Here is a 20039-nt window from a genome sequence, read left to right as displayed (position 1 = left end):
TGCCATTAAAAAACCAAAGGATGACAACCGATGAGCAAGCCAATCGACAACCTGCCGTTACAAACCATTGAAAATCAGCCGACCACGCTGGGCGCCTACCGGGATAAGGTGTTGCTGGTGGTCAACGTGGCCTCGGAATGCGGCCTGACCAAACAGTACGAAGGGCTGGAAGCGCTGTACGAAGCCTACCGCGATCAAGGGCTGGAAGTCCTCGGGTTCCCGTCCAATGAATTCCTGGGCCAGGAGCCGGGCAGCAACGAAGAGATCCTGGCGTTTTGCCGTGGCACCTTCGGCGTGCAATTCCCGATGTTCGCCAAGATTGAGGTGAACGGCGAACGCCGTCATCCGCTGTACCAGGCGCTGATTGCCGCACAGCCGGAGGCTGTCGCACCGCAGGGCAGCGAGTTTCTGGCGCGGATGACCAGCAAAGGGCGTGCGCCGAAGCACCCCGGCGATATTCTGTGGAACTTCGAGAAATTCCTGATCGCGCGCGACGGCACGGTGATCCAGCGCTTCTCGCCTGACACTACGCCGGAAGATCCGGCGCTGGTGGCGGCGGTGAAACAAGCGCTGGCAGGATAAGACAGATGCTGCAACTCGTTGAGGTTGGGGTGGCGGGGCGCCTGGCGCCTTTTTCGGCACAGATTGACGGCGGGTTGCAGGTTCACCTGATCGGCCCCAATGGCGCAGGGAAGAGCACCCTGTTGGCGCGGGTGGCGGGTATGCTGCCGGGGCTGGGCGAAATCTGCCTGGACGGACGCGCGTTAGCCGATTATCCGGGGAGCGAGCTGGCGCGCCGACGCGGTTATCTCAGCCAGCAACAGCCGCCGGTGTCGCTGATGCCGGTGTTTCAGTATTTGGCGTTGCACCGGCCTGCCGGCGCGGCGCAAACCGAGGTGGAGCACGCCATCCTCTATCTGTGCCAGCGGTTGAAGCTGGTGGATAAGCTGTCACGCACGTTGACGCAGCTTTCCGGTGGCGAATGGCAGCGGGTGCGGCTGGCGGCGGTGTTGCTGCAGGTGTGGCCCAGCGTCAATCCGCACAGCCGATTGTTGTTGCTGGATGAACCGACCAATAGCCTGGATGTGGCGCAAAAGGTCGCGCTGGATCGCCTGCTGCGCGAATTCTGCCAAAGTGGGCGCAGCGCGCTGGTGTGCGCGCACGATCTGAATCATACCCTGCAGCAGGCCGATCGGGTTTGGTTGCTGCACGCTGGGCAGCTGGTGGCGCAGGGCATCACCCGTGAGGTGATGGCGCCCGACCTGTTGTCGCAGATCTATGAAGTGGATTTTCACCTGCAATGGGTGGGGAACCAGCGTTGGATCATGACGCGCACGGCTTAATTCGTCCCGGCAGCATAAATGTAAACGAAAACTAAACGTAGTGAATATAAATAGCCGGGTAATCATCGGCTATTATTGTTCCACCGCTCATTTTATCGTGGGTTTTATTGAAAAACGTCAATGACGTGCTAGGCTTGATTCGGCAAAAATAAAATAAGTAAATAATTATTAATATATATAATAAATTGATTTTCATAGTAAATTTAAATTAATGATGACGGCACCTATCCATCAGTTCTCCCACTGATGACACGTCTCGTCTTAAGGTTTAGTTAAGCTTGCGGCCTTACATTGTCAGTTAATCCACGGAAACGATTCTTCTCTGGCGTTTAATATTCGTTAAACGAAAGGGATTTACAGTGTCATCAAAAGCAGCTCGATACGTTTGGGGTTAACTATGGATCAATTTTTGCCTTTCTCTCGTCCGGCCATCGGCGATGAAGAAATCGCCGCGGTAGAGAAAGTGTTGCGTTCCGGTTGGATCACCACCGGGCCGCAAAACCAGCAACTGGAAAGTGACTTCTGCTCCACTTTCGGCTGTAAGCACGCCATCGCCGTCAGTTCCGCCACGGCGGGCATGCACATCACGCTGATGGCGCTGGGTATCGGCCCCGGCGACGAAGTCATCACCCCTTCGCAAACCTGGGTCTCCACCCTCAACATGATCGAGTTGCTGGGCGCCACGCCGGTGATGATCGACGTTGACCGTGATACGTTGATGGTCAGCGCCGCCGATGTCGAGGCTGCCATCACCCCGAACACCAAAGCGATTGTTCCGGTGCATTACGCCGGTGCTCCCCTGCAAATGGATGCGCTGCGCGCCGTAGCCGCACGCCATCGCTTGCCGCTGATCGAAGACGCCGCCCACGCGGTCGGCACGCGCTACAACGGCGAATGGGTCGGCGCACGCGGCACGGCGATTTTCTCTTTCCACGCGATTAAAAACGTGACCTGCGCCGAAGGCGGCCTGATCGCCACCGACGACGATGCGCTGGCGGATCGCCTGCGTTGCCTGAAGTTCCACGGTCTGGCCGTCGATGCCTTCGATCGCCAGCAGCTTGGCCGCAAACCGCAGGCCGAAGTGGTGGAGCCGGGTTACAAATACAACCTGTCCGACATTCATGCGGCGATCGCCGTGGTGCAGCTGTCGCGCTTTGCTGAGCTGAACGCGCGCCGTAAGGCGCTGGCACAGCGCTACCTGAGCGCGCTGGAAGGCTCGCCGTTCCAACCGTTGGGCGTGCCGGATTATCCGCATGATCACGCCTGGCACCTGTTTATGGTCCGCGTCGATCCCGCGCGTTGCGGCATCGATCGCGACCAGCTGATGGAGCGCCTGAAAGAGGTTGGCGTCGGCACCGGGCTGCATTTCCGCGCCGCGCATACTCAGAAATTCTACCGTGAGCGTTATCCGCAGCTTTCTTTGCCGAATACCGAATGGAACTCGGCGCGGCTGTGCACCTTACCGCTATTCCCTGATATGACCGACGCCGACGTGGATCGCGTGGTCAATGCCTTGTCTTCTGTTGTGGAGTCTTTACGTGCCTCGCGTTGAACCGATTAAAAAAGTCTCGGTAGTCATCCCGGTATACAACGAGCAGGAAAGCCTGCCGGCGTTGCTGGAGCGGACTACTGCCGCCTGTAAGCAGTTATCTCAACCTTATGAAATCATCCTCGTCGACGATGGCAGCAGCGACAACTCCGCTGACATGCTGACTGCGGCGGCGGAAAAGCCGGACAGCCACGTGATCGCCGTCTTGCTGAACCGCAACTATGGCCAGCACTCGGCCATTATGGCCGGTTTCAATCAGGTGACCGGCGATCTGGTGATTACGCTGGACGCCGATCTGCAGAACCCGCCGGAGGAGATCCCACGGCTGGTCAGCGTGGCGGAAGAGGGCTATGACGTGGTGGGCACCGTGCGCGCCAACCGTCAGGACTCCTGGTTCCGCAAAAGCGCCTCGCGCGTGATCAACATGATGATTCAACGCGCCACCGGCAAGTCGATGGGGGACTATGGCTGCATGCTGCGCGCCTACCGTCGTCATATCGTTGAGGCGATGCTGCACTGCCATGAGCGCAGCACCTTTATCCCGATCCTGGCGAATACCTTCGCCCGCCGCACGACCGAGATCGACGTGCGTCACGCCGAACGCGAGTTTGGCGACTCCAAGTACAGCCTGATGAAGCTGATCAACCTGATGTATGACTTGATCACCTGCCTGACCACCACGCCGCTGCGTTTGCTCAGCGTGGTCGGCAGCATCGTGGCGCTGTCCGGGTTTGTGCTGGCGCTGGTGCTGATAGCGCTGCGTCTGCTGCTCGGCCCTGAATGGGCCGCCGGCGGCGTGTTCACCCTTTTCGCCGTCCTGTTCACCTTTATCGGCGCCCAGTTTGTCGGCATGGGGCTACTGGGTGAATACATCGGCCGCATCTATACCGACGTGCGCGCGCGTCCTCGCTATTTTGTTCAGAAAGTGGTCGGTGCACAGCAGGACCACAATACTCAGGAAGAAGAATGATGAAAGCTATTGTATTTGCTTACCATGATATTGGCTGCGCCGGTCTGAAAGCGCTGACTGAGGCGGGTTATGACGTGCAGGCCGTGTTCACGCACACCGACGACCCTGGCGAGAACAACTTCTTCTCCTCCGTGGCCCGTTTGGGCGCCGAATTGGATCTGCCGGTCTATGCGCCAGAGGACGTAAACCACCCGCTGTGGGTTGACCGCATTCGCGCACTGCAGCCGGACGTGATCTTCTCGTTCTATTACCGCCACATGCTGAGCGACGAGATCCTGTCGCTGGCACCGCAGGGCGGTTTCAATCTGCACGGTTCGCTGCTGCCGCGTTACCGTGGCCGTGCGCCGGTGAACTGGGCGCTGGTGAACGGCGAAACCGAAACCGGCGCCACGCTGCACAAGATGGTGAAACGCCCGGACGCCGGCGACATCGTCGGGCAGCAAAAAGTGGCCATCGCCGACAGCGATACCGCGCTGACGCTGCACAAAAAAGTGCTGGAAGCCGCGCAGATCGTGTTGAAAGAGCAACTGCCGAAGCTGAAGAACGGCACCGCCACCTTCACCAGGCAGGATGAGTCCCAGGCCAGCTACTTCGGCCGCCGCAGCGCGGCGGACGGCGAGATCCTGTGGCACAAATCCGCCAAAGAGATCAACAACCTGGTGCGCGCCGTCACCGAGCCGTACCCGGGGGCGTTCAGCTACCTCGGCCAGCGCCAGCTGATCGTCTGGCGCTCTCGCGTGCTGGATACCCAACACGATAAGCAGCCGGGCACCGTGCTGAGCACCTCGCCGCTGGTCATCGCCTGTGGCGAAGGCGCGCTGGAGATCGTCGCCGGTCAAAACGACAGCGGTCTGTACGTGCAGGGCAGCCGCCTGGCGCAGGAAATGGGCATCGTCACCGACGTGCGTCTGGCCGCCAAGCCGAACGCCGCGATGAAACGCCGCACCCGCGTACTGATCCTCGGGGTCAACGGCTTCATCGGCAACCACCTGACCGAGCGCCTGCTGCGCGACGATCGCTACGACATCTACGGTCTGGATATCGGCTCTGACGCCATCAGCCGCTTCCTCGACAACCCGCGCTTCCACTTCGTGGAAGGCGACATCAGCATCCACTCCGAGTGGATCGAGTATCACATCAAGAAATGCGACGTGGTGCTGCCGCTGGTGGCGATCGCGACGCCGATCGAATACACCCGTAACCCGCTGCGCGTGTTCGAGCTGGACTTCGAAGAGAACCTGAAGATCGTTCGCGACTGCGTGAAATACAACAAGCGCATCATCTTCCCGTCCACCTCTGAAGTGTACGGCATGTGCGACGACAAAGAGTTCGACGAAGACCATTCGCGCCTGATCGTTGGGCCGATCAACAAGCAGCGCTGGATCTATTCGGTCTCCAAACAGCTGCTGGATCGGGTGATCTGGGCTTACGGCGCCAAAGAAGGCCTGAAATTCACGCTGTTCCGTCCGTTCAACTGGATGGGGCCGCGCCTGGATAACCTGGACGCGGCGCGCATCGGTTCTTCCCGCGCCATCACCCAGCTGATCCTCAACCTGGTGGAAGGTTCGCCGATCAAACTGATGGACGGCGGCGCGCAGAAACGTTGCTTCACCGACATCAACGATGGCATCGAAGCGCTGTTCCGCATTATCGAGAACCGCGACGGCCTGTGCGACGGCCAGATCGTCAACATCGGCAACCCGACCAACGAAGCGAGCATCCGCGAACTGGCGGAAATGCTGCTGGAAAGCTTCAACAACCACCCGTTGCGCGACCGCTTCCCGCCGTTTGCCGGCTTCAAGGACGTGGAGAGCAGCAGCTACTACGGTAAAGGGTATCAGGACGTCGAGCACCGCACGCCGAGCATCAAAAATGCTCACCGCCTGCTGGGCTGGCAGCCGACCATCGAGATGAAGCAAACCATCGCCGATACGCTGGACTACTTCCTGCGCACTACCGTTCAGGAAGGGAACGGTGCATGAAGAAAGTCGGTCTGCGGGTTGATGTAGATACCTTCAGCGGCACCCGTGAAGGGGTGCCGCAGTTGCTGGATCTGTTCGAAAAGTACGACATTCAGGCCAGCTTCTTCTTCAGCGTGGGACCGGACAACATGGGGCGCCATCTTTGGCGCCTTTTGCGTCCGAAATTTTTGTGGAAAATGCTGCGTTCGAACGCCGCCTCGCTGTACGGTCTGGACATTCTGCTGGCCGGCACCGCCTGGCCGGGGCGCAACATTTCACGCGCGCTGGGGCCGCTGATGAAGCGCACCGCCGAAGCCGGCCATGAGGTCGGGCTGCACGCCTGGGATCACCAGGGGTGGCAGGCCAGGGTCGGCAAGTGGAGCGAGGCGCAGCTGACCGAACAGGTGCAGCTGGGCGTCGACGCCCTGAGCGCCTGCACCGGCCAGCCGGTGAAATGCTCCGCCGTGGCGGGTTGGCGCGCCGATACGCGCGTGCTGGAGGTCAAACAACGCTTCGGCTTCCATTACAACAGCGATTGCCGCGGCACCCATCCGTTCCGTCCGGTGCTGAGCGACGGGCGCCACGGTACGGTGCAGATCCCGGTGACGCTGCCGACCTTCGATGAAGTGATTGGCAGCGAAGTCAGCATGGCCGACTTCAACGACTATATTCTGCGCGCCATCGAGAACGATCGCGGCGTGCCGGTGTACACCATTCACACCGAAGTGGAAGGCATGTCGCAGGCGGCGATGTTCGAACAGTTATTGCAACGCGCACAGCGGCAGGGCATCGAATTCTGTCCGCTGAGCGCGCTGTTACCGCAAGATTTGGCGTCACTGCCGTTGGGCCGCATCAAGCGCGCTCCTTTCCCCGGCCGCGAAGGTTGGCTGGGCTGTCAAACCGATGTGAAGGACGTTACATGAAGGCGCTAAAAGGATCCTGGGCCATTGTGCTGGCCGTTTTTTTTGCTCTGGTTTACCTGATCCCGCTTAACGGCCGCCTGCTGTGGCAGCCGGATGAGACGCGTTATGCCGAGATCAGCCGTGAAATGCTGCAGCGCGGCGATTGGGTCGTGCCGCACCTGCTGGGGTTGCGCTATTTCGAAAAGCCGGTGGCGGGTTACTGGTTCAATAACATCAGCCAGTGGCTGTTTGGCGAAAACAACTTTGCGGTGCGTTTCGGCTCGGTGTTCAGCACCGGCATGACCGCGCTGCTGGTGTTCGCGCTGGCGATGCTGATGTGGCGCAATGCGCGCCGCGCCAGCCTGGCGGCGCTGATGTTCCTGTCGATGGTGCTGGTGTTCAGCATCGGCACCTACAGCGTGCTGGATCCGATGATCTCGCTGTGGCTGGCGGCGGCGATGGTCAGTTATTACCTGACGCTGAAAGCCACCTCGGTCAAAGGCAAGCTGGGCGCTTACGCGTTGCTGGGCCTGGCCTGCGGCATGGGCTTTATGACCAAGGGCTTCCTGGCGCTGGCGGTGCCGGTGATCGCGGTGATCCCGATCGTCATTCAGCAACGCCGCATCAAGGATCTGCTGTGCTATGGCCCGGTGGCGATCGTGACCGCTACGCTGCTCAGCCTGCCGTGGGCGCTGGCGATCGCGCAACGCGAACCCGATTTCTGGAATTACTTCTTCTGGGTCGAGCATATTCAGCGTTTCGCCGAAGATAACGCCCAGCACAAGGCGCCGTTCTGGTATTACCTGCCGGTCCTGCTGGCGGCGGTGCTGCCGTGGCTGGCGCTGCTGCCTGGCGCGCTGCTCAAGGGTTGGCGCGAGCGCGTACAGCGTCCGGAGCTGTTCTTCCTGCTGAGCTGGGCGCTGATGCCGCTGATCTTCTTCAGCATCGCCAAAGGCAAGCTGCCGACCTACATTCTGCCGTGCATGGCTCCGCTGGCGCTGCTGATGACCGCCTATGCGGAAGACTACGCCGCCACGCTGCGCGCCAGGCTGTTCAAGGCCAACGCCTGGCTGAACGGCCTGTTCGGCCTGATCGGCATCGTGGCGCTGGTGGTGTTGAGCGCCGGTCTGCTGCCGAAGGCACATCTGTTTACTCCGCAGGAGTGGCCGAAACTGGTGCTCGGCCTGATCGCCTTCGGCGGCTGGCTGCTGTTCGCGCTGGTTTCCGTACGCGACAACGGCCGCCAATGGCGCTGGGCGGCGGCTTGCCCGGTGCTGCTGTGCCTGGTGATCGGTTACGCCATCCCGCAACAGGTGACCGATTCCAAACTGCCGCAAAACTTTGCCCGCGCCACGATGGCCGAACTGAGCGACAGCCGCTATGTGTTGAGCGACAGCGTCGGGCTGGCGGCCGGCCTGGCCTGGGAGCTGAAGCGCAGCGACGTGCTGATGTACAGCCAGAAAGGCGAGGTGGCCTATGGTCTGGAGTACCCGGATGCCAAGGGGCACCTGATCAGCGATGCCGACTTCCCGCAGTGGCTGGCGCAGGCGCGCAAGCAGGGGAACGTGTCGCTGGTGCTGCAGCTGTCCCGTGGCGAAGCGCTGCCGCAGGAACTGCCCGCCGCAGACAAGGTGGATCGCATGAACCGCCTGGTGCTGATGTGGTATAAACAGCAACCATGATGGGTTTTCTGTTGGTGATTGTGGTCAGCCTGCTCACCTGTGGTGGGCAGCTGTGCCAGAAACAGGCGGCGCACTGTTGGGAACGGGCGGACGAGGCGCGGCTGAAGCTGACGCTGCGCTGGTTGGCGCTGGCGGTGCTGCTGCTGGGGCTGGGCATGGCGGTGTGGCTCAATGTGCTGCAACGCCTGCCGCTCAGCCTGGCTTACCCGATGCTCAGCCTGAACTTCGTGATGGTGACGCTGGCGGCGCGCTGGCTGTTTCATGAGCCGACGACCGCCCGCCACTGGTGCGGCGTAGCGTCGATTATGTTGGGGATCCTGCTGATGAGCGTGCATTCATGAGGGGCTATGCCTGGGGCGCCGCCAGCGTGTTGCTGGTGACGTTGGCGCAGTTGCTGATGAAGTGGGGCATGGTGCAAATCCCGCTGATGTCGTTCGCCGACGTCTCGTTGGTGCTGATCGGCGGCTACTGGCTGCCGCTGTTGGCGGTGGGCGGCGGCATCTGCGGTTATGCGCTGTCGATGCTGTGTTGGTTCTTTGCGCTGCGCCACCTGCCGTTAAACCGCGCTTATCCTCTGTTGAGCGTCAGTTATGCGCTGGTCTATCTGGCGGCGGTGATCCTGCCGTGGTTCAACGAGTCCGCTACGCTGCTGAAAACGCTGGGCACGCTGTTTATTCTGTTCGGCGTCTGGCTGATTAACAGCAAGTCCGAGACTAAATCGCCGGAATAGGGCCAAAACCGGCGATCCTGTCATTATCTCCCTTATGGCGCTTGCCTTTTTCCCCGTGCGGGAGATAAATTAACGCCAAATAGCGCTCTCCTTACGTGGTGCCGGCTTTGCCTCGCAGGCGGTGTGGTGGTGTACCGGATGGCATAATGCGGCAACGTGTTCAATGAAGGGATATTATGCGGATGCGTGTGTGGTTTTTATTAGCCAGTTTGATCCTCGCCGGGTGCAGCAGCCATGCGCCGCCGCCCAGCGGCCGCCTGGCGGACTCTATCGTGGTGGTGGCCCAGCTCAATGAGCAGCTGCGCCAGTGGTACGGCACGCCATACCGTTACGGCGGCCTGGATCGGGGCGGGGTAGATTGTTCCGGCTTTGTTTACCGCACGTTCCGCGATCGTTTTGACATGCAACTGCCGCGTTCGACCGAAGAACAGACCTCGCTGGGCACCAAGGTCTCACGCGATGAGCTGATGCCGGGCGATCTGGTGTTTTTCAAAACCGGCGGCGGTGAGAACGGCCTGCACGTCGGCATTTACGATACCAACGACCAATTTATCCACGCGTCGACCAGCCGTGGAGTGATCCGCTCCTCGCTCGATAACGTCTACTGGAAGCGGGTGTACTGGCAGGCGCGACGCATTTAGCCTTAACCCATTGATTTGGTGTATCATGGCGGCATCTCATGTTTTGGACGGTGCCTGCCATGAACAGCCTGCGTTTACTGATCTCCGACTCCTACGATCCCTGGTTCAACCTGGCGGTGGAAGAGTGCATCTTCCGCGAAATGACCACGCAAAAAATTCTCTTCCTGTGGCGCAATGCCGAAACGGTGGTGATTGGCCAGTCGCAGAACCCCTGGAAAGAGTGCAACACCCGGCGCATGGAGCAGGACGGCATTCGGCTGGCGCGGCGCAGCAGCGGCGGCGGGGCGGTATTTCACGACCTGGGCAATACCTGTTTCACCTTTATGGCCGGCAAGCCGGGCTACGACAAGAGCGTCTCGACCGACATCATTCTGCAAGCGCTGCGGCAGCTGGGCGTCGCGGCTGGCGCGTCGGGGCGCAACGATCTGGTGATGGAAACCGCCGACGGGCCGCGTAAAATATCCGGCTCGGCCTATCGAGAAACCCAGGATCGCGGTTTCCACCACGGCACGCTGCTGCTAAACGCCGACCTGGAACGGCTGGCGAACTACCTCAATCCGGATCCCAAAAAGCTGCAGGCCAAGGGCATCACCTCGGTGCGTTCACGCGTCGCCAATCTGGCGGAGTTTTTGCCGGGCATCAGCCATGAGCAGGTATGCGACGCCATCGTGCAGGCTTTCTTCGCCCACTATGGCGAAACGGCCGAGCCGGAGATCATTTCGCCGGACGTGTTCCCCGATCTGCCCGATTTTGCCGCGCAGTTCGCCAAACAAAGCAGCTGGGAATGGAATTTCGGCAAGGCGCCGGCGTTCAGCCACTTGCTTAACGAGCGCTTTGTCTGGGGCGGCGTAGACCTGTTCTTCGATGTGGAGAAGGGGGCTATCGTTCGCGCGCAGGTGTTCACCGACAGCCTTAATCCCGCCCCGCTGCAGCGGCTGGCGGATATGCTGGTGGGCTGCCCGTATCGAAGCGAGCCCGTTGCCGCCTGCTGTGATCGACTGATGGCGGACTATCCTCAGCAGGCGGCCGAATTAGCCGAACTGCGGCAATGGCTGAGTGAAACGATCCGTTAGCGAAGGCCTGGTGATGAAGGGATGAGCGTGCTCATCCCTTTTTTTATCGCTGAAATCGACGTTTTGCACGGCGGTAGCGCAGATTTTCTGAAAATCAAGGTGGGCATTTTTTTGCGTTTTCAATGCCGAGAATAACGGGCGGAATTGATGCGTTATTAAATTTAATCAGTCATCGTTAACGGCAGGAAAAATCGGCGTTAAGGCGGGAAGATTATTTTACTTTATTTAAGATTTTTCTTAAATAAAACAAAGGAGATAAGTCAAATTTGGCCGTCAATCCATTCTACTTAAGCCAAATACCTTTTCACATAACGCGTTTGGCGGGCGCCATGGCATAAGTTCGGCTGCTTTTCTTTGCGCCTTTCACGATTGTCGTATAGCTTTAATCTATCAATTAAATGATATTTCATGGGTATTTACATTGATATTTCCGATTAATCCCAGAGGGATTGATCGATAAAATATATTGATATACGATGATACGCTAGCCATTCATCCTGTGGCATTAAAATGAACATCCAACTCGAAGCTGACTTTATTAGTAGCTATGTTTTTCAACCTGTTTACTCAATGGAGGGCGGGCTGTTGGCGGTGGAAATGTTGAGCCGATTCAACAGTCTCGACGGTGATTTAGCCATGCCGGCCGAAATTGGGATTAATTTATTGGCGCCTGAACAAAGGATTGAGTTATTTAATGAGCAACTGAAACTTGCGGAGCAGCATGCGGCTTGGTTTACCGGTAACAACGTGCAGTTGACCATCAATATCGAAGAAACCATCGTTGAGCTTATTCTTTCCGATTCGGCGTTGTGCCAACGGATCGGGCAATATCCTTTTATTGCATTTGAAGTGAGTGAGAGTTTTCCGAATCTTTCGGCCGGGAAGAACAACCCGAGCGTGCGGCGATTAAGCGAAATGTTTACGCTGTGGCTCGATGATTTCGGTTCCGGTAAAGCCACGCTGACCGCGTTGTACGATGGTTTGTTTGACTACGTAAAGATAGACAAGCGTTTTTACTGGCAGCTGTTTACCCATCAGGGATATGACGTGGTCATCGACTCGTTGTTAAAGAATATCAACCTGTTATGTAAAGGCGTGATCGTCGGAGGAATAGAGAAAAAAGAGTATTTTAATAAACTCAGGTACGCCGGTGTTTTAGGTCTGCAAGGTTTTTTATGGCCCAGCGTTGGTGTGGATAATCTGCAAGCTTTGCTGGCGACGCCCAGCGAGTTCATAATTAAGAAGTGATATAAAAAATTACACACAATGAGGTAAATCATGCGCGGAGTGAGGTTACCGTGATTCCGCTACCGTTATTGATCCTCGTTGTTGGGCTGATAACACCGTTTATCAGCCGGCATTAAACCGCGCTTCCTCAGCCAGGCGGAACGCCAAACTCCCCGCATCCGTCCTGACGACAGGCGGATGCGTTCTCCCTGCATTCCTTCGGTGTTAATCCGCTCGTTCAGGCTCTACACTACGCTGAAACGGAGGGCCTATGCCGCAGTTCGATAACGCTTACTACCAACAGTTACCCGGCTTCTACACCGCTCTGAACCCGACGCCGCTCAAGGATGCGCGCCTGCTGTACCACAGCGAGCCGCTGGCGCGCGAGCTGGGGCTGGATGAAAGCTGGTTTACTCAGGATAAAACCCCGATTTGGGCGGGAGAAACGCTGCTGCCGGGCATGCAGCCGCTGGCGCAGGTGTACAGTGGCCACCAGTTTGGCGTGTGGGCCGGGCAGTTGGGCGATGGCCGCGGCATTTTGCTTGGCGAACAGGTTCTGGCGGACGGCAGCCATCGCGACTGGCACCTGAAGGGCGCCGGGCTTACGCCGTATTCGCGCATGGGGGACGGCCGCGCGGTGCTGCGTTCGGTTATCCGCGAGTTTCTGGCCTCTGAGGCGCTGCACCATTTGGGGATCCCCACCACCCGAGCGTTGACCATCGTCACCAGCAGGCAGCCGGTATTCCGCGAGCAGCCGGAACGCGGTGCCATGCTGATGCGGGTGGCGGAAAGCCACGTGCGCTTCGGCCACTTCGAACACTTTTACTACCGTAAACAGCCGGAGCAGGTACGGCAGCTGGCGGATTTCGTCATTGCCCGTCACTGGCCGCAGCTGCAGGATCAGGCCGAGCGTTACCTGTTGTGGTTTACCGACGTGGTCGAACGCACGGCGCGCCTGATCGCCCATTGGCAAACCGTCGGTTTCGCGCACGGCGTGATGAACACCGACAACATGTCGACTCTCGGTATCACCATCGATTACGGCCCTTACGGTTTCCTTGACGACTACCAGCCCGGCTATATCTGCAACCATTCCGATCACCAGGGGCGTTACGCCTTCGACAATCAGCCGGCGGTGGCGTTGTGGAACCTGCATCGTCTGGCGCAGACCCTATCGGGGCTGATGACCACCGAACAGCTGCAGCAGGCGCTGGCGGCGTATGAGCCGGCGCTGATGCGCGCCTATGGCGAACAGATGCGCGCCAAACTCGGCTTCTTCACGCCGACGGCGCAGGACAACGACGTGCTCACCGGTCTGTTGAGCCTGATGGCGCAGGAAGGGCGGGACTATACCCGCACGTTCCGCCTGTTGAGCGAGACCGAACAGCAGCAGGCGCAGTCGCCGCTGCGCGACGAGTTTATCGATCGCGCGGCGTTCGACGCCTGGTATCAGCAGTATCGTCAGCGTTTGCAACAGGAGCAGGTGAGCGATGCGGAGCGGCAACGGGCGATGAAGGCGGTGAATCCGCGGCTGATCCTGCGCAACTATCTGGCGCAGCAGGCGATTGAGGACGCGGAGAAAGACGACGTGGGCCGTTTGCAGCGATTGCATCAGGCCCTGCTGCGGCCGTTCGACGATGTGCCGGAGTATGACGATCTCGCCGCGCTGCCGCCGGACTGGGGCAAGCACCTGGAGATTTCCTGCTCCAGCTGAGATGAAGAAAGGGCGCTTGATAGCGCCCTTAAATTTTTTATTGGCGCAGGTAGACCTGCGGCAGCGACACTTCGGGATGATGCACCACGCCGAGATCGGCCTGATACCAGCGGGTGAGGATCTCCGTTTGCAACACTTCCTGCGGCGTGCCGCTCGCCACCAACCGCCCCTGATGCAACAGCAGGATCCGATCGGCGTACAGCGCGGCCAGATTGAGATCGTGCAGCACGCAGCAGACGCCCAGCGGCTGTTGGCGCGTCAGCGAGCGCAGCAGGCGCAGGGTGTGCTGCTGGTGATACAGATCCAGCGCCGAGGTCGGTTCGTCGAGGAACAGCCAGGCGGGGGACGGCTGCGGTTGCCACAGCTGCGCCAACACCCGCGCCAGCTGCACCCGCTGTTGTTCACCGCCGGACAGCTGGCGGTAGTCGCGCTGCGCCAGCGCCAGGCAGTCGGTTTGCGCCATCACCTGTTGGATCGCCTGATGCTCGTCGCGTTTGCCGTGCGGCGAACGCCCCATGCTGACCACTTCTTCCACGCTGAACGGAAACGCCAAATTGCTGTACTGGCGCATCACGGCCCGGACTTTGGCCAACTGTTGCGGCGCCCAGTGTTCCAGTGGGCGGTCAAGCAGCCGACATTCGCCGCAGTTCGGCGTCAAATAGCCAGTCAGCAAGCGCAGCAGCGTCGATTTGCCGGCGCCGTTAGGGCCGATAATCGCCACCATTTCACCGCCGGCAAGGCTGAGCGAAACGTCGTTGATCAACCGGCGCGTACCGAGGCTGTAACGCAGCTCCCGGGCTGTCAGGCAGGCGGCGTTATCCACCGGCTCGCTCCCGCTGGCGCATCACCAGCCACAAGAAATAGGGACCGCCGATCAGGCTGGTCATCAGCCCCACCGGCATTTCGGCCGGCGCCACCAGCGTGCGCGCCAGCGTATCGCTGACCAGCAGCAGGCAGGCGCCGCCCAGCGCGGAGCAGGGCAGCAGCCAGCGGTGATCGCCGCCGAGGCGCATGCGCACCAGATGCGGCACCACCAGGCCGACAAAGCCGATCACACCGCTCATCGCTACCGCCGCGCCGATCAGCAGGGCGCTCAGCAACAGCAGCTGCAGCTTGGCGCGCTGGACGTTCACCCCGAGGTAGTGGGCCTCTTCGTCCCCCAGCTGCAACAGGTTCAGCCGGCGCGCCTGCAGCAGCGTCAGCAGCGCCGCAGGCAGGATCAGCGAGGCGGAAACCGCCAGGGTCGGCCACTGCGACTGGCTGAGGCTGCCCATCATCCACAGCGAGAACTGGCGCAGCTGTTGATCGCTGCTGACGTAAGAGAGCACGCCGATGGCCGCCATGCACAGGGCGTTGATGGCGATGCCCGCCAGCAGCAGCCGCGACAGATTGCCGTGCCCGCTGCGGCTGATGCCGTAGATCAACAATGACACCAGCAGGCTGCCGAGGAACGCCGCCAGCATATGACCGTACAGCGCGATCGTCATCGGCAACGCCAGCGGCATCACGATGAACAGCGCGACAAACAGCGCGCCGCCGCTGCTGATGCCCAGCAGGCTAGGATCCGCCAGCGGGTTGCGGAACAGCCCTTGCATCACGGCGCCGGATACCGCCAGCGCGCAGCCGATCACCACCGCCAGCAGCACGCGCGGCAGGCGAATGTTCAACCAGATGTGCCAGGCTGCGTCGCTGAAGGGCTCGCGCCATAGGGTGCGAAACGACAGCGTCAGCGCGCCCAGGTTGGCGGCGACCAGCGCCAGCAGCGTCAGCAGCACCAGCAGACCGATGATGGCCAGCTGAGGCGAGGTGCGACAGCGCATTACTTTTGCTCCGCCGCGTGGCGCAGCTTGGCCAGCGCCGCCGGCGTTTCCAGACCGAAGCCCAGCAGCGCCATGTCATCGACGATCAGCACGCGGCGCTGCTTGCCTGCCGGCGTCAACGCCAGGCCCGGCAGCGTCCACAGCTGCTGTTCGCCGCCGAGGGTGCGCACGCCGTCGGTGGTGACCAGCAACAGATCCGGCGCGCTGGCGATGACGCCTTCCTGCGACAGCGGCCGGTAGCGGTCAAAGCCCTGCATGGCGTTTTTCAGACCGGCGGCGGCAATCACCGCGTCGGCGGCGGTGTGTTGCCCGGCGGCCATCGGCGTAATGCCGCCGTGGCTCATCACGAACAGCACCTTGACCGGCAGCGGGGAGGTATCCACCGCCGCCAGCTGTTGTCGATAGCGCTCGCTCAGCTGTTTGCCTTGCTCAACGCGCTGCAGCGCGGCGGCGATCGTAGCGATTTTCTGCGGCACCGCCTGCAGGGTGGTGTCACCCGGCACGCTGACCACGTTGACACCGCTGTCCGCCAGCTGTTTGAGCACCAGCGCCGGCTGTGCCAGCTCGGTCGTCAGCACCAGAGTCGGCTTCAGCGCCAAAATGCCTTCGGCGTTCAGCTGGCGCATGTAGCCGACGTCCGGCAGCTTTTTCACCGCTTCCGGATGCAGACTGGTGCTGTCGCGGGCGATCACCTCGTCGCCGGCGCCGAGCGCGAAGGCGATTTCCGTCACGTCGCCGCCGATCGAGACGATGCGCTGCGCCGCTGCGGCGGTGAGCGGCAGCGCCAGCGACATCATCAACGCCAGGCGGCGGATCAAGGAAGATTTCATGCGGCGATGTCCTTGGCGGCGAGCGCGGCAACCTGCTCGCGCCACTGGGTTTGTTCCGGCTGGCCTTCGGTGCGCTGGCCATACAGCTGCGCAATCTGCGTGCCGTCGGCGGCGAACAGCTCCAGGCTGGTGACGATGCCGTCCTTGGTCGGTTTGCGGGTGATCCAGCTTTCGGCGATGGCGTCTTCAATCAGGTGCAGCGTGAAGCGGCGGTTGAACACGTTGATCCAGCCTTCCTGCGGCATCAAACGTTCGATCTGGCCGGTGAAGATCTGCACGCAGCCGCGGTTGCCGACAAAGATCATGATCTCGTTTTGCTGTTGCTGCGCCGCTTCGAGCAGCTGCGACAGCGCGCTATTGTCCACCTGGTAGGCCAGATCGTTGCCGACGGCGCGGAAGGCCTGTTGGCGCGTCAGCTTGTTGCGGCTCAGCAGCTGGAAGAACTGGTGAACGTCGGTCATCGCGCGCCACTCACCGTCGATTTTGGCATGATCCTGCGTCGTTTCATCGGTGGTTGCCGCCTCGGCGGGCTGCAGCGCCAGCGCCGGGTTTTCTTCGCTCAGGTGGCGCTCCACCAGCGCCATCCAGGCCGGCAGATCGGTTTCCTCGGTGGTGTAGACCTTGTGCAGCGCATCGCCCTGTTGGTCGAAGAACTGAATGCTGTGGCGCACGCCGCGCTTGTTGGTTTCGCTCATGGCGAAGACGCTGGTCCAGTGGTTGAGGAACAGGCGCAGATCCAGCTCGCGTGGGTTGAGGATCAGCCCGGCGTGGCCGTTGAGGTGCTGGTTGCGGTAGCGGCCCATCTGCTCATGCACCGCATAGCTGTTGCGGGTGATGGACTTGGTGACGCCGACCTGCTCAAGCTCGGTCAGCAGGGTGCGCGCGTCGGCCTGCAGGCGGCGGGTGTCGTGGCCGACGCGGGCGTGCGTCAGCTCCGCTTCGCTGACGCCGAGGATCGCCGCCAGATCGCGGGCGTATTTACCGGGGTGATCGATTTTAGCCTGTTGGTAGCGTTCGTATAGGGTGTTGCTCATGCGGGATTCTCCTGCGCTGTAATGCGAACGGCGGACAACCGGGTTGTCCGCCAGATAGTCAAATGATTACCACTGGTAGCTGACCAGCAGTTTGGCGTTGCGGCCATCCTGCGGGACGCCCTGCGGCGAGTAATATTCCTTGTCGAAGGCGTTGCCCAGCACCACGGTGGTGGTCATGCCCTGCAGCCGATCGCGGCCCTTGTAGCTCAGATAGAAGTCGTTGACGCCATAGCCGGCTTGTTCGGCCGTGCCGGTCTCCACGCGCGTCGCGCGTTCGGCGAAGGTGGCGACCCAGCCGGCGGACAGGCCGGTTTCGCCCAGCGGCACGTCCAGCGAACTGGTGACGGTGTCTGGATTGATGCTGCTTAACCAGTCACCGGTTGCTTCATTTTTGCCACGGGTGCGGTTATAAGCCAAATCCCAGCCGAACCATGGTGTTTTATAGCTGAGCGTAGCGTCCCAACCCCAGATTTTGGCGCGATCGATATTGGTCGAGAATGTGGTGCAACTGATGCAATAAGGACCTCGCGAACCGCGTCCCAGTTCCATCGTGACATCGGTGGTGATGTAGTCCTTGGCTTTGGTATCGAAATAGCTGGCTTTGAACTGCAGACTGTCATCGGCCAGCATCAAATCATCGAAACGCAGACCAAACCCGTACTCTTGGGTTTCGTTGGTTTCCGGTTTCAAATTCGGGTTAGGCACCCAATAGTTGGTGATGGTGGTTGGTCCCATTGGAATTGAGAAGTGCTTGGAGTCGTTGTACATCTCACCCATCGTCGGCGCGCGGAACGCCTGAGAATAGGAGCCGAACAGCATCAGCCAGTCGGTAGGCGTAATACTGACAGCACCGCGAGAGGACCATTTGTCCGCATCCACATCGGCATAGCCGTCGCTTGAGCCCTTGTAATTGTCATAGCGGGTGCCGGCGAGCAGAGTGACAGGCAGATCGCGCAGCGTGATTTCATCCTGCAGCCAGCCTGAAGCGAAATTGATTTTTGCGTGTGGGAAACTTTCGGTAGCGCCGCCCGGTGTTTGTTCCTGTTTGTAGGCCTCGGTGCCGTAGGTCAGCAGGTGCGAGGCGAAAGTATCCGCAAACAGGCGCGTTCGGTTTTCGAGTTTGGCGCCTTTCGTGGTTTGTTTGCGTGCTTCATCTTCGCTGCCATTGGCGTGAGCGTTAATTTTTACGTCTGAATAATACACTTTCGCTTCCGCATCCAGCCAATCCTGGCCGGCGGGTTTCAGTTTGTAACTCAGTGCCGCGTCGCGTTGAATCGTCGAACGATCGGTCATTAAGTTTCCACTGGAGCTGGCTGGCGTTTGCGGGTTTTTCGGCTCCTGCGCGCTGTTATTGTAGTAACGAAGATTGCCGCTCAGCGACTGATTGTCGTCGAGCTTCCAGGTGCCTTTGGCCAGCACGTTGCTGATGGTTTCGTCGTTAGGCGCATCGAAGCCGTTGCCCTGACGCAGATCGCCGACGTCGCGAGTGCCGAAAGACAGCAGGCCGTCGAGGTTATCGGTCTTGCCATAGGCGCTGGCGCCCATGCCCAGGCTGTGATCGCCGGTGCCGGCGGTGCCGTAGACGCGGAACCCGCTATCGTGGCCCGGCAGCAGCAGATCGGCGGCATCGACGGTCTCATAAGACACTACACCACCCAACGCGCCGCTACCGTACAGCAACGCGGAGGGGCCGCGCACGACTTCAATGCGTTTCACTAACGCAGGATCCAAAAATGTGCCGTTAATATGGCCGGTATCGGTCCCCTGACGGATGCCGTCGACCAGCGTCAGCACGCCGCGTCGGTCGTAACCGCGCATCATGAGATCCTGCCCATTGCTGCGCCCGGAACCCGTGACGGTAATGCCCGGCACGCGGCGCAGCATATCGGCGGCGGTGCCTGCAGTTTGGCTTTCCGGCGAGTTGCCTTCGATGACCGTGACCATCATCGGCGCTTCAAAGCTGCTGCGTTGGTTGCCGGTGGCGACCACGGTCATGGTCTCGTCGGCGGCTTTGGCTTTTTTAGCCGGCGCCGCGTTGGAAGAGGCCGCGTTGGAAGAGGATGTTGTGCTGGTGTTTTGTGCCAAGGCCACCGTAGGCAGAGCGCAGGCAATCGCCAGACTCAAAGCGGAAAAACGCAGCCGGGTGGAAAATGTCAGAGGCATGGTGCAACTCTCCGTATGTAATAAAACATATCAATAGATTTGCTGGCTGCCTGGATCAAAAGATCGGGGTGGCTGGCGTTTGAGGGTTCTGTGGTTATTTGGTCAGGATCAATTTTCCGGCTTTGGTCTGCCGCAGCTGATAGCGCTGGCCCTGATGGGTAATGAACGCGATGCCGTCGGCGCCGAGCAGCTGTGCGCTGTCGTAGCTGGGCGGCGCGTTTGCGCTGTGCTCGGTCGGGGCCGCGGCGGCGGGGGTAGGCGTGTTGGCAGTATCCATTATCATTGTGCTTATAAAACAGACCATTAAATGGTAATTAATATCAAACTGAGAATCATTATCATGTGAAGGAAAGGTTACATCAAGGAAAATTTTCTTACCGATGGAACCTTTTTGTCGAAT

General features: G+C 60.0%; 19 protein-coding genes. 13 read left to right on the top strand and 6 right to left on the bottom strand.

Annotated features, from left to right (window positions below):
• Nucleotides 1-30: 30 nt before the first annotated feature.
• The 13 genes from ACJ8MK_RS18810 (at nt 31) to ACJ8MK_RS18750 (ending at nt 13792) form a co-directional block, all read left to right on the top strand.
• Nucleotides 31-582: a glutathione peroxidase gene (locus ACJ8MK_RS18810; RefSeq protein ID WP_308885859.1), complete on the top strand. Its 552-nt coding sequence runs from the start codon at nt 31-33 to the stop codon at nt 580-582.
• 5 nt (nt 583-587) lie between these two features.
• Entirely contained in the window at nt 588-1343 is a 756-nt protein-coding gene (gene btuD / locus ACJ8MK_RS18805; protein WP_033638333.1) for a vitamin B12 ABC transporter ATP-binding protein BtuD, read from the top strand.
• Between the two features lie 397 nt (nt 1344-1740).
• A complete protein-coding gene (gene arnB / locus ACJ8MK_RS18800; protein ID WP_033638335.1) occupies nt 1741-2895 on the top strand; it encodes a UDP-4-amino-4-deoxy-L-arabinose aminotransferase in 1155 nt (384 codons plus the stop codon).
• Nucleotides 2852-3862: an undecaprenyl-phosphate 4-deoxy-4-formamido-L-arabinose transferase gene (gene arnC / locus ACJ8MK_RS18795; protein ID WP_202637380.1), complete on the top strand. Its 1011-nt coding sequence runs from the start codon at nt 2852-2854 to the stop codon at nt 3860-3862. The genes arnB and arnC overlap by 44 nt, the downstream gene beginning before the upstream one ends.
• Complete coding sequence (gene arnA, locus ACJ8MK_RS18790; RefSeq protein WP_049196158.1) at nt 3862-5844, top strand: bifunctional UDP-4-amino-4-deoxy-L-arabinose formyltransferase/UDP-glucuronic acid oxidase ArnA; 1983 nt, start codon at nt 3862-3864, stop codon at nt 5842-5844. Before arnC ends, arnA begins: the two co-directional genes overlap by 1 nt.
• Nucleotides 5841-6746 (top strand): 4-deoxy-4-formamido-L-arabinose-phosphoundecaprenol deformylase, encoded by a 906-nt coding sequence (arnD, locus tag ACJ8MK_RS18785; protein ID WP_049234258.1) that lies wholly within the window; start codon nt 5841-5843, stop codon nt 6744-6746. The genes arnA and arnD overlap by 4 nt, the downstream gene beginning before the upstream one ends.
• Nucleotides 6743-8407 (top strand): lipid IV(A) 4-amino-4-deoxy-L-arabinosyltransferase, encoded by a 1665-nt coding sequence (arnT, locus tag ACJ8MK_RS18780; protein WP_103773982.1) that lies wholly within the window; start codon nt 6743-6745, stop codon nt 8405-8407. The genes arnD and arnT overlap by 4 nt, the downstream gene beginning before the upstream one ends.
• Nucleotides 8404-8748: a 4-amino-4-deoxy-L-arabinose-phosphoundecaprenol flippase subunit ArnE gene (arnE, locus tag ACJ8MK_RS18775; RefSeq protein WP_033653923.1), complete on the top strand. Its 345-nt coding sequence runs from the start codon at nt 8404-8406 to the stop codon at nt 8746-8748. The genes arnT and arnE overlap by 4 nt, the downstream gene beginning before the upstream one ends.
• Nucleotides 8745-9137: a 4-amino-4-deoxy-L-arabinose-phosphoundecaprenol flippase subunit ArnF gene (arnF, locus tag ACJ8MK_RS18770; RefSeq protein ID WP_041034867.1), complete on the top strand. Its 393-nt coding sequence runs from the start codon at nt 8745-8747 to the stop codon at nt 9135-9137. The genes arnE and arnF overlap by 4 nt, the downstream gene beginning before the upstream one ends.
• Nucleotides 9138-9313: 176 nt before the next feature.
• Nucleotides 9314-9778 (top strand): NlpC/P60 family protein, encoded by a 465-nt coding sequence (locus tag ACJ8MK_RS18765; RefSeq protein WP_016927954.1) that lies wholly within the window; start codon nt 9314-9316, stop codon nt 9776-9778.
• Between the two features lie 59 nt (nt 9779-9837).
• Nucleotides 9838-10851, top strand: coding sequence for a lipoate--protein ligase A (locus ACJ8MK_RS18760; RefSeq protein WP_047571639.1), 1014 nt, complete (start codon nt 9838-9840; stop codon nt 10849-10851).
• Between the two features lie 510 nt (nt 10852-11361).
• The gene (locus tag ACJ8MK_RS18755) at nt 11362-12099 is read left to right on the top strand and encodes an EAL domain-containing protein (protein WP_060424296.1); all 738 of its coding nucleotides are present in this window, start codon (nt 11362-11364) and stop codon (nt 12097-12099) included.
• A 250-nt stretch (nt 12100-12349) separates the two neighbouring features.
• The gene (locus ACJ8MK_RS18750) at nt 12350-13792 is read left to right on the top strand and encodes a protein adenylyltransferase SelO (RefSeq protein WP_103773983.1); all 1443 of its coding nucleotides are present in this window, start codon (nt 12350-12352) and stop codon (nt 13790-13792) included.
• Nucleotides 13793-13829: 37 nt separating this feature from the next.
• Here ACJ8MK_RS18750 and ACJ8MK_RS18745 read toward each other — a convergent pair whose 3' ends face one another.
• The 6 genes from ACJ8MK_RS18745 to hemP all read right to left on the bottom strand — a co-directional run bounded on the left by ACJ8MK_RS18745 (nt 13830) and on the right by hemP (nt 19916).
• Nucleotides 13830-14615 (bottom strand): heme ABC transporter ATP-binding protein, encoded by a 786-nt coding sequence (locus tag ACJ8MK_RS18745; RefSeq protein ID WP_442517973.1) that lies wholly within the window; start codon nt 14613-14615, stop codon nt 13830-13832.
• Nucleotides 14608-15612: a FecCD family ABC transporter permease gene (locus ACJ8MK_RS18740; RefSeq protein WP_164099055.1), complete on the bottom strand. Its 1005-nt coding sequence runs from the start codon at nt 15610-15612 to the stop codon at nt 14608-14610. Before ACJ8MK_RS18740 ends, ACJ8MK_RS18745 begins: the two co-directional genes overlap by 8 nt.
• A complete protein-coding gene (locus ACJ8MK_RS18735) occupies nt 15612-16442 on the bottom strand; it encodes a heme/hemin ABC transporter substrate-binding protein (protein ID WP_033638352.1) in 831 nt (276 codons plus the stop codon). Before ACJ8MK_RS18735 ends, ACJ8MK_RS18740 begins: the two co-directional genes overlap by 1 nt.
• Nucleotides 16439-17476: a hemin-degrading factor gene (locus tag ACJ8MK_RS18730; protein WP_049196148.1), complete on the bottom strand. Its 1038-nt coding sequence runs from the start codon at nt 17474-17476 to the stop codon at nt 16439-16441. The genes ACJ8MK_RS18735 and ACJ8MK_RS18730 overlap by 4 nt, the downstream gene beginning before the upstream one ends.
• A 66-nt stretch (nt 17477-17542) precedes the next feature.
• Nucleotides 17543-19639: a TonB-dependent hemoglobin/transferrin/lactoferrin family receptor gene (locus ACJ8MK_RS18725; RefSeq protein WP_442517972.1), complete on the bottom strand. Its 2097-nt coding sequence runs from the start codon at nt 19637-19639 to the stop codon at nt 17543-17545.
• Nucleotides 19640-19733: 94 nt separating this feature from the next.
• Nucleotides 19734-19916 carry a hemin uptake protein HemP gene (gene hemP, locus ACJ8MK_RS18720; protein ID WP_016927944.1) on the bottom strand — a complete coding sequence of 61 codons (183 nt, stop codon included), beginning with the start codon at nt 19914-19916 and terminating at the stop codon, nt 19734-19736.
• Nucleotides 19917-20039 lie beyond the last annotated feature (123 nt).

This window comes from Serratia sp. CY38905 (genome assembly GCF_052168875.1).
Lineage (GTDB): Bacteria > Pseudomonadota > Gammaproteobacteria > Enterobacterales > Enterobacteriaceae > Serratia > Serratia sarumanii.
The sequence above is the reverse complement of the archived record's forward strand: the minus strand, read 5'-3'. Positions and strand labels throughout refer to the sequence as shown.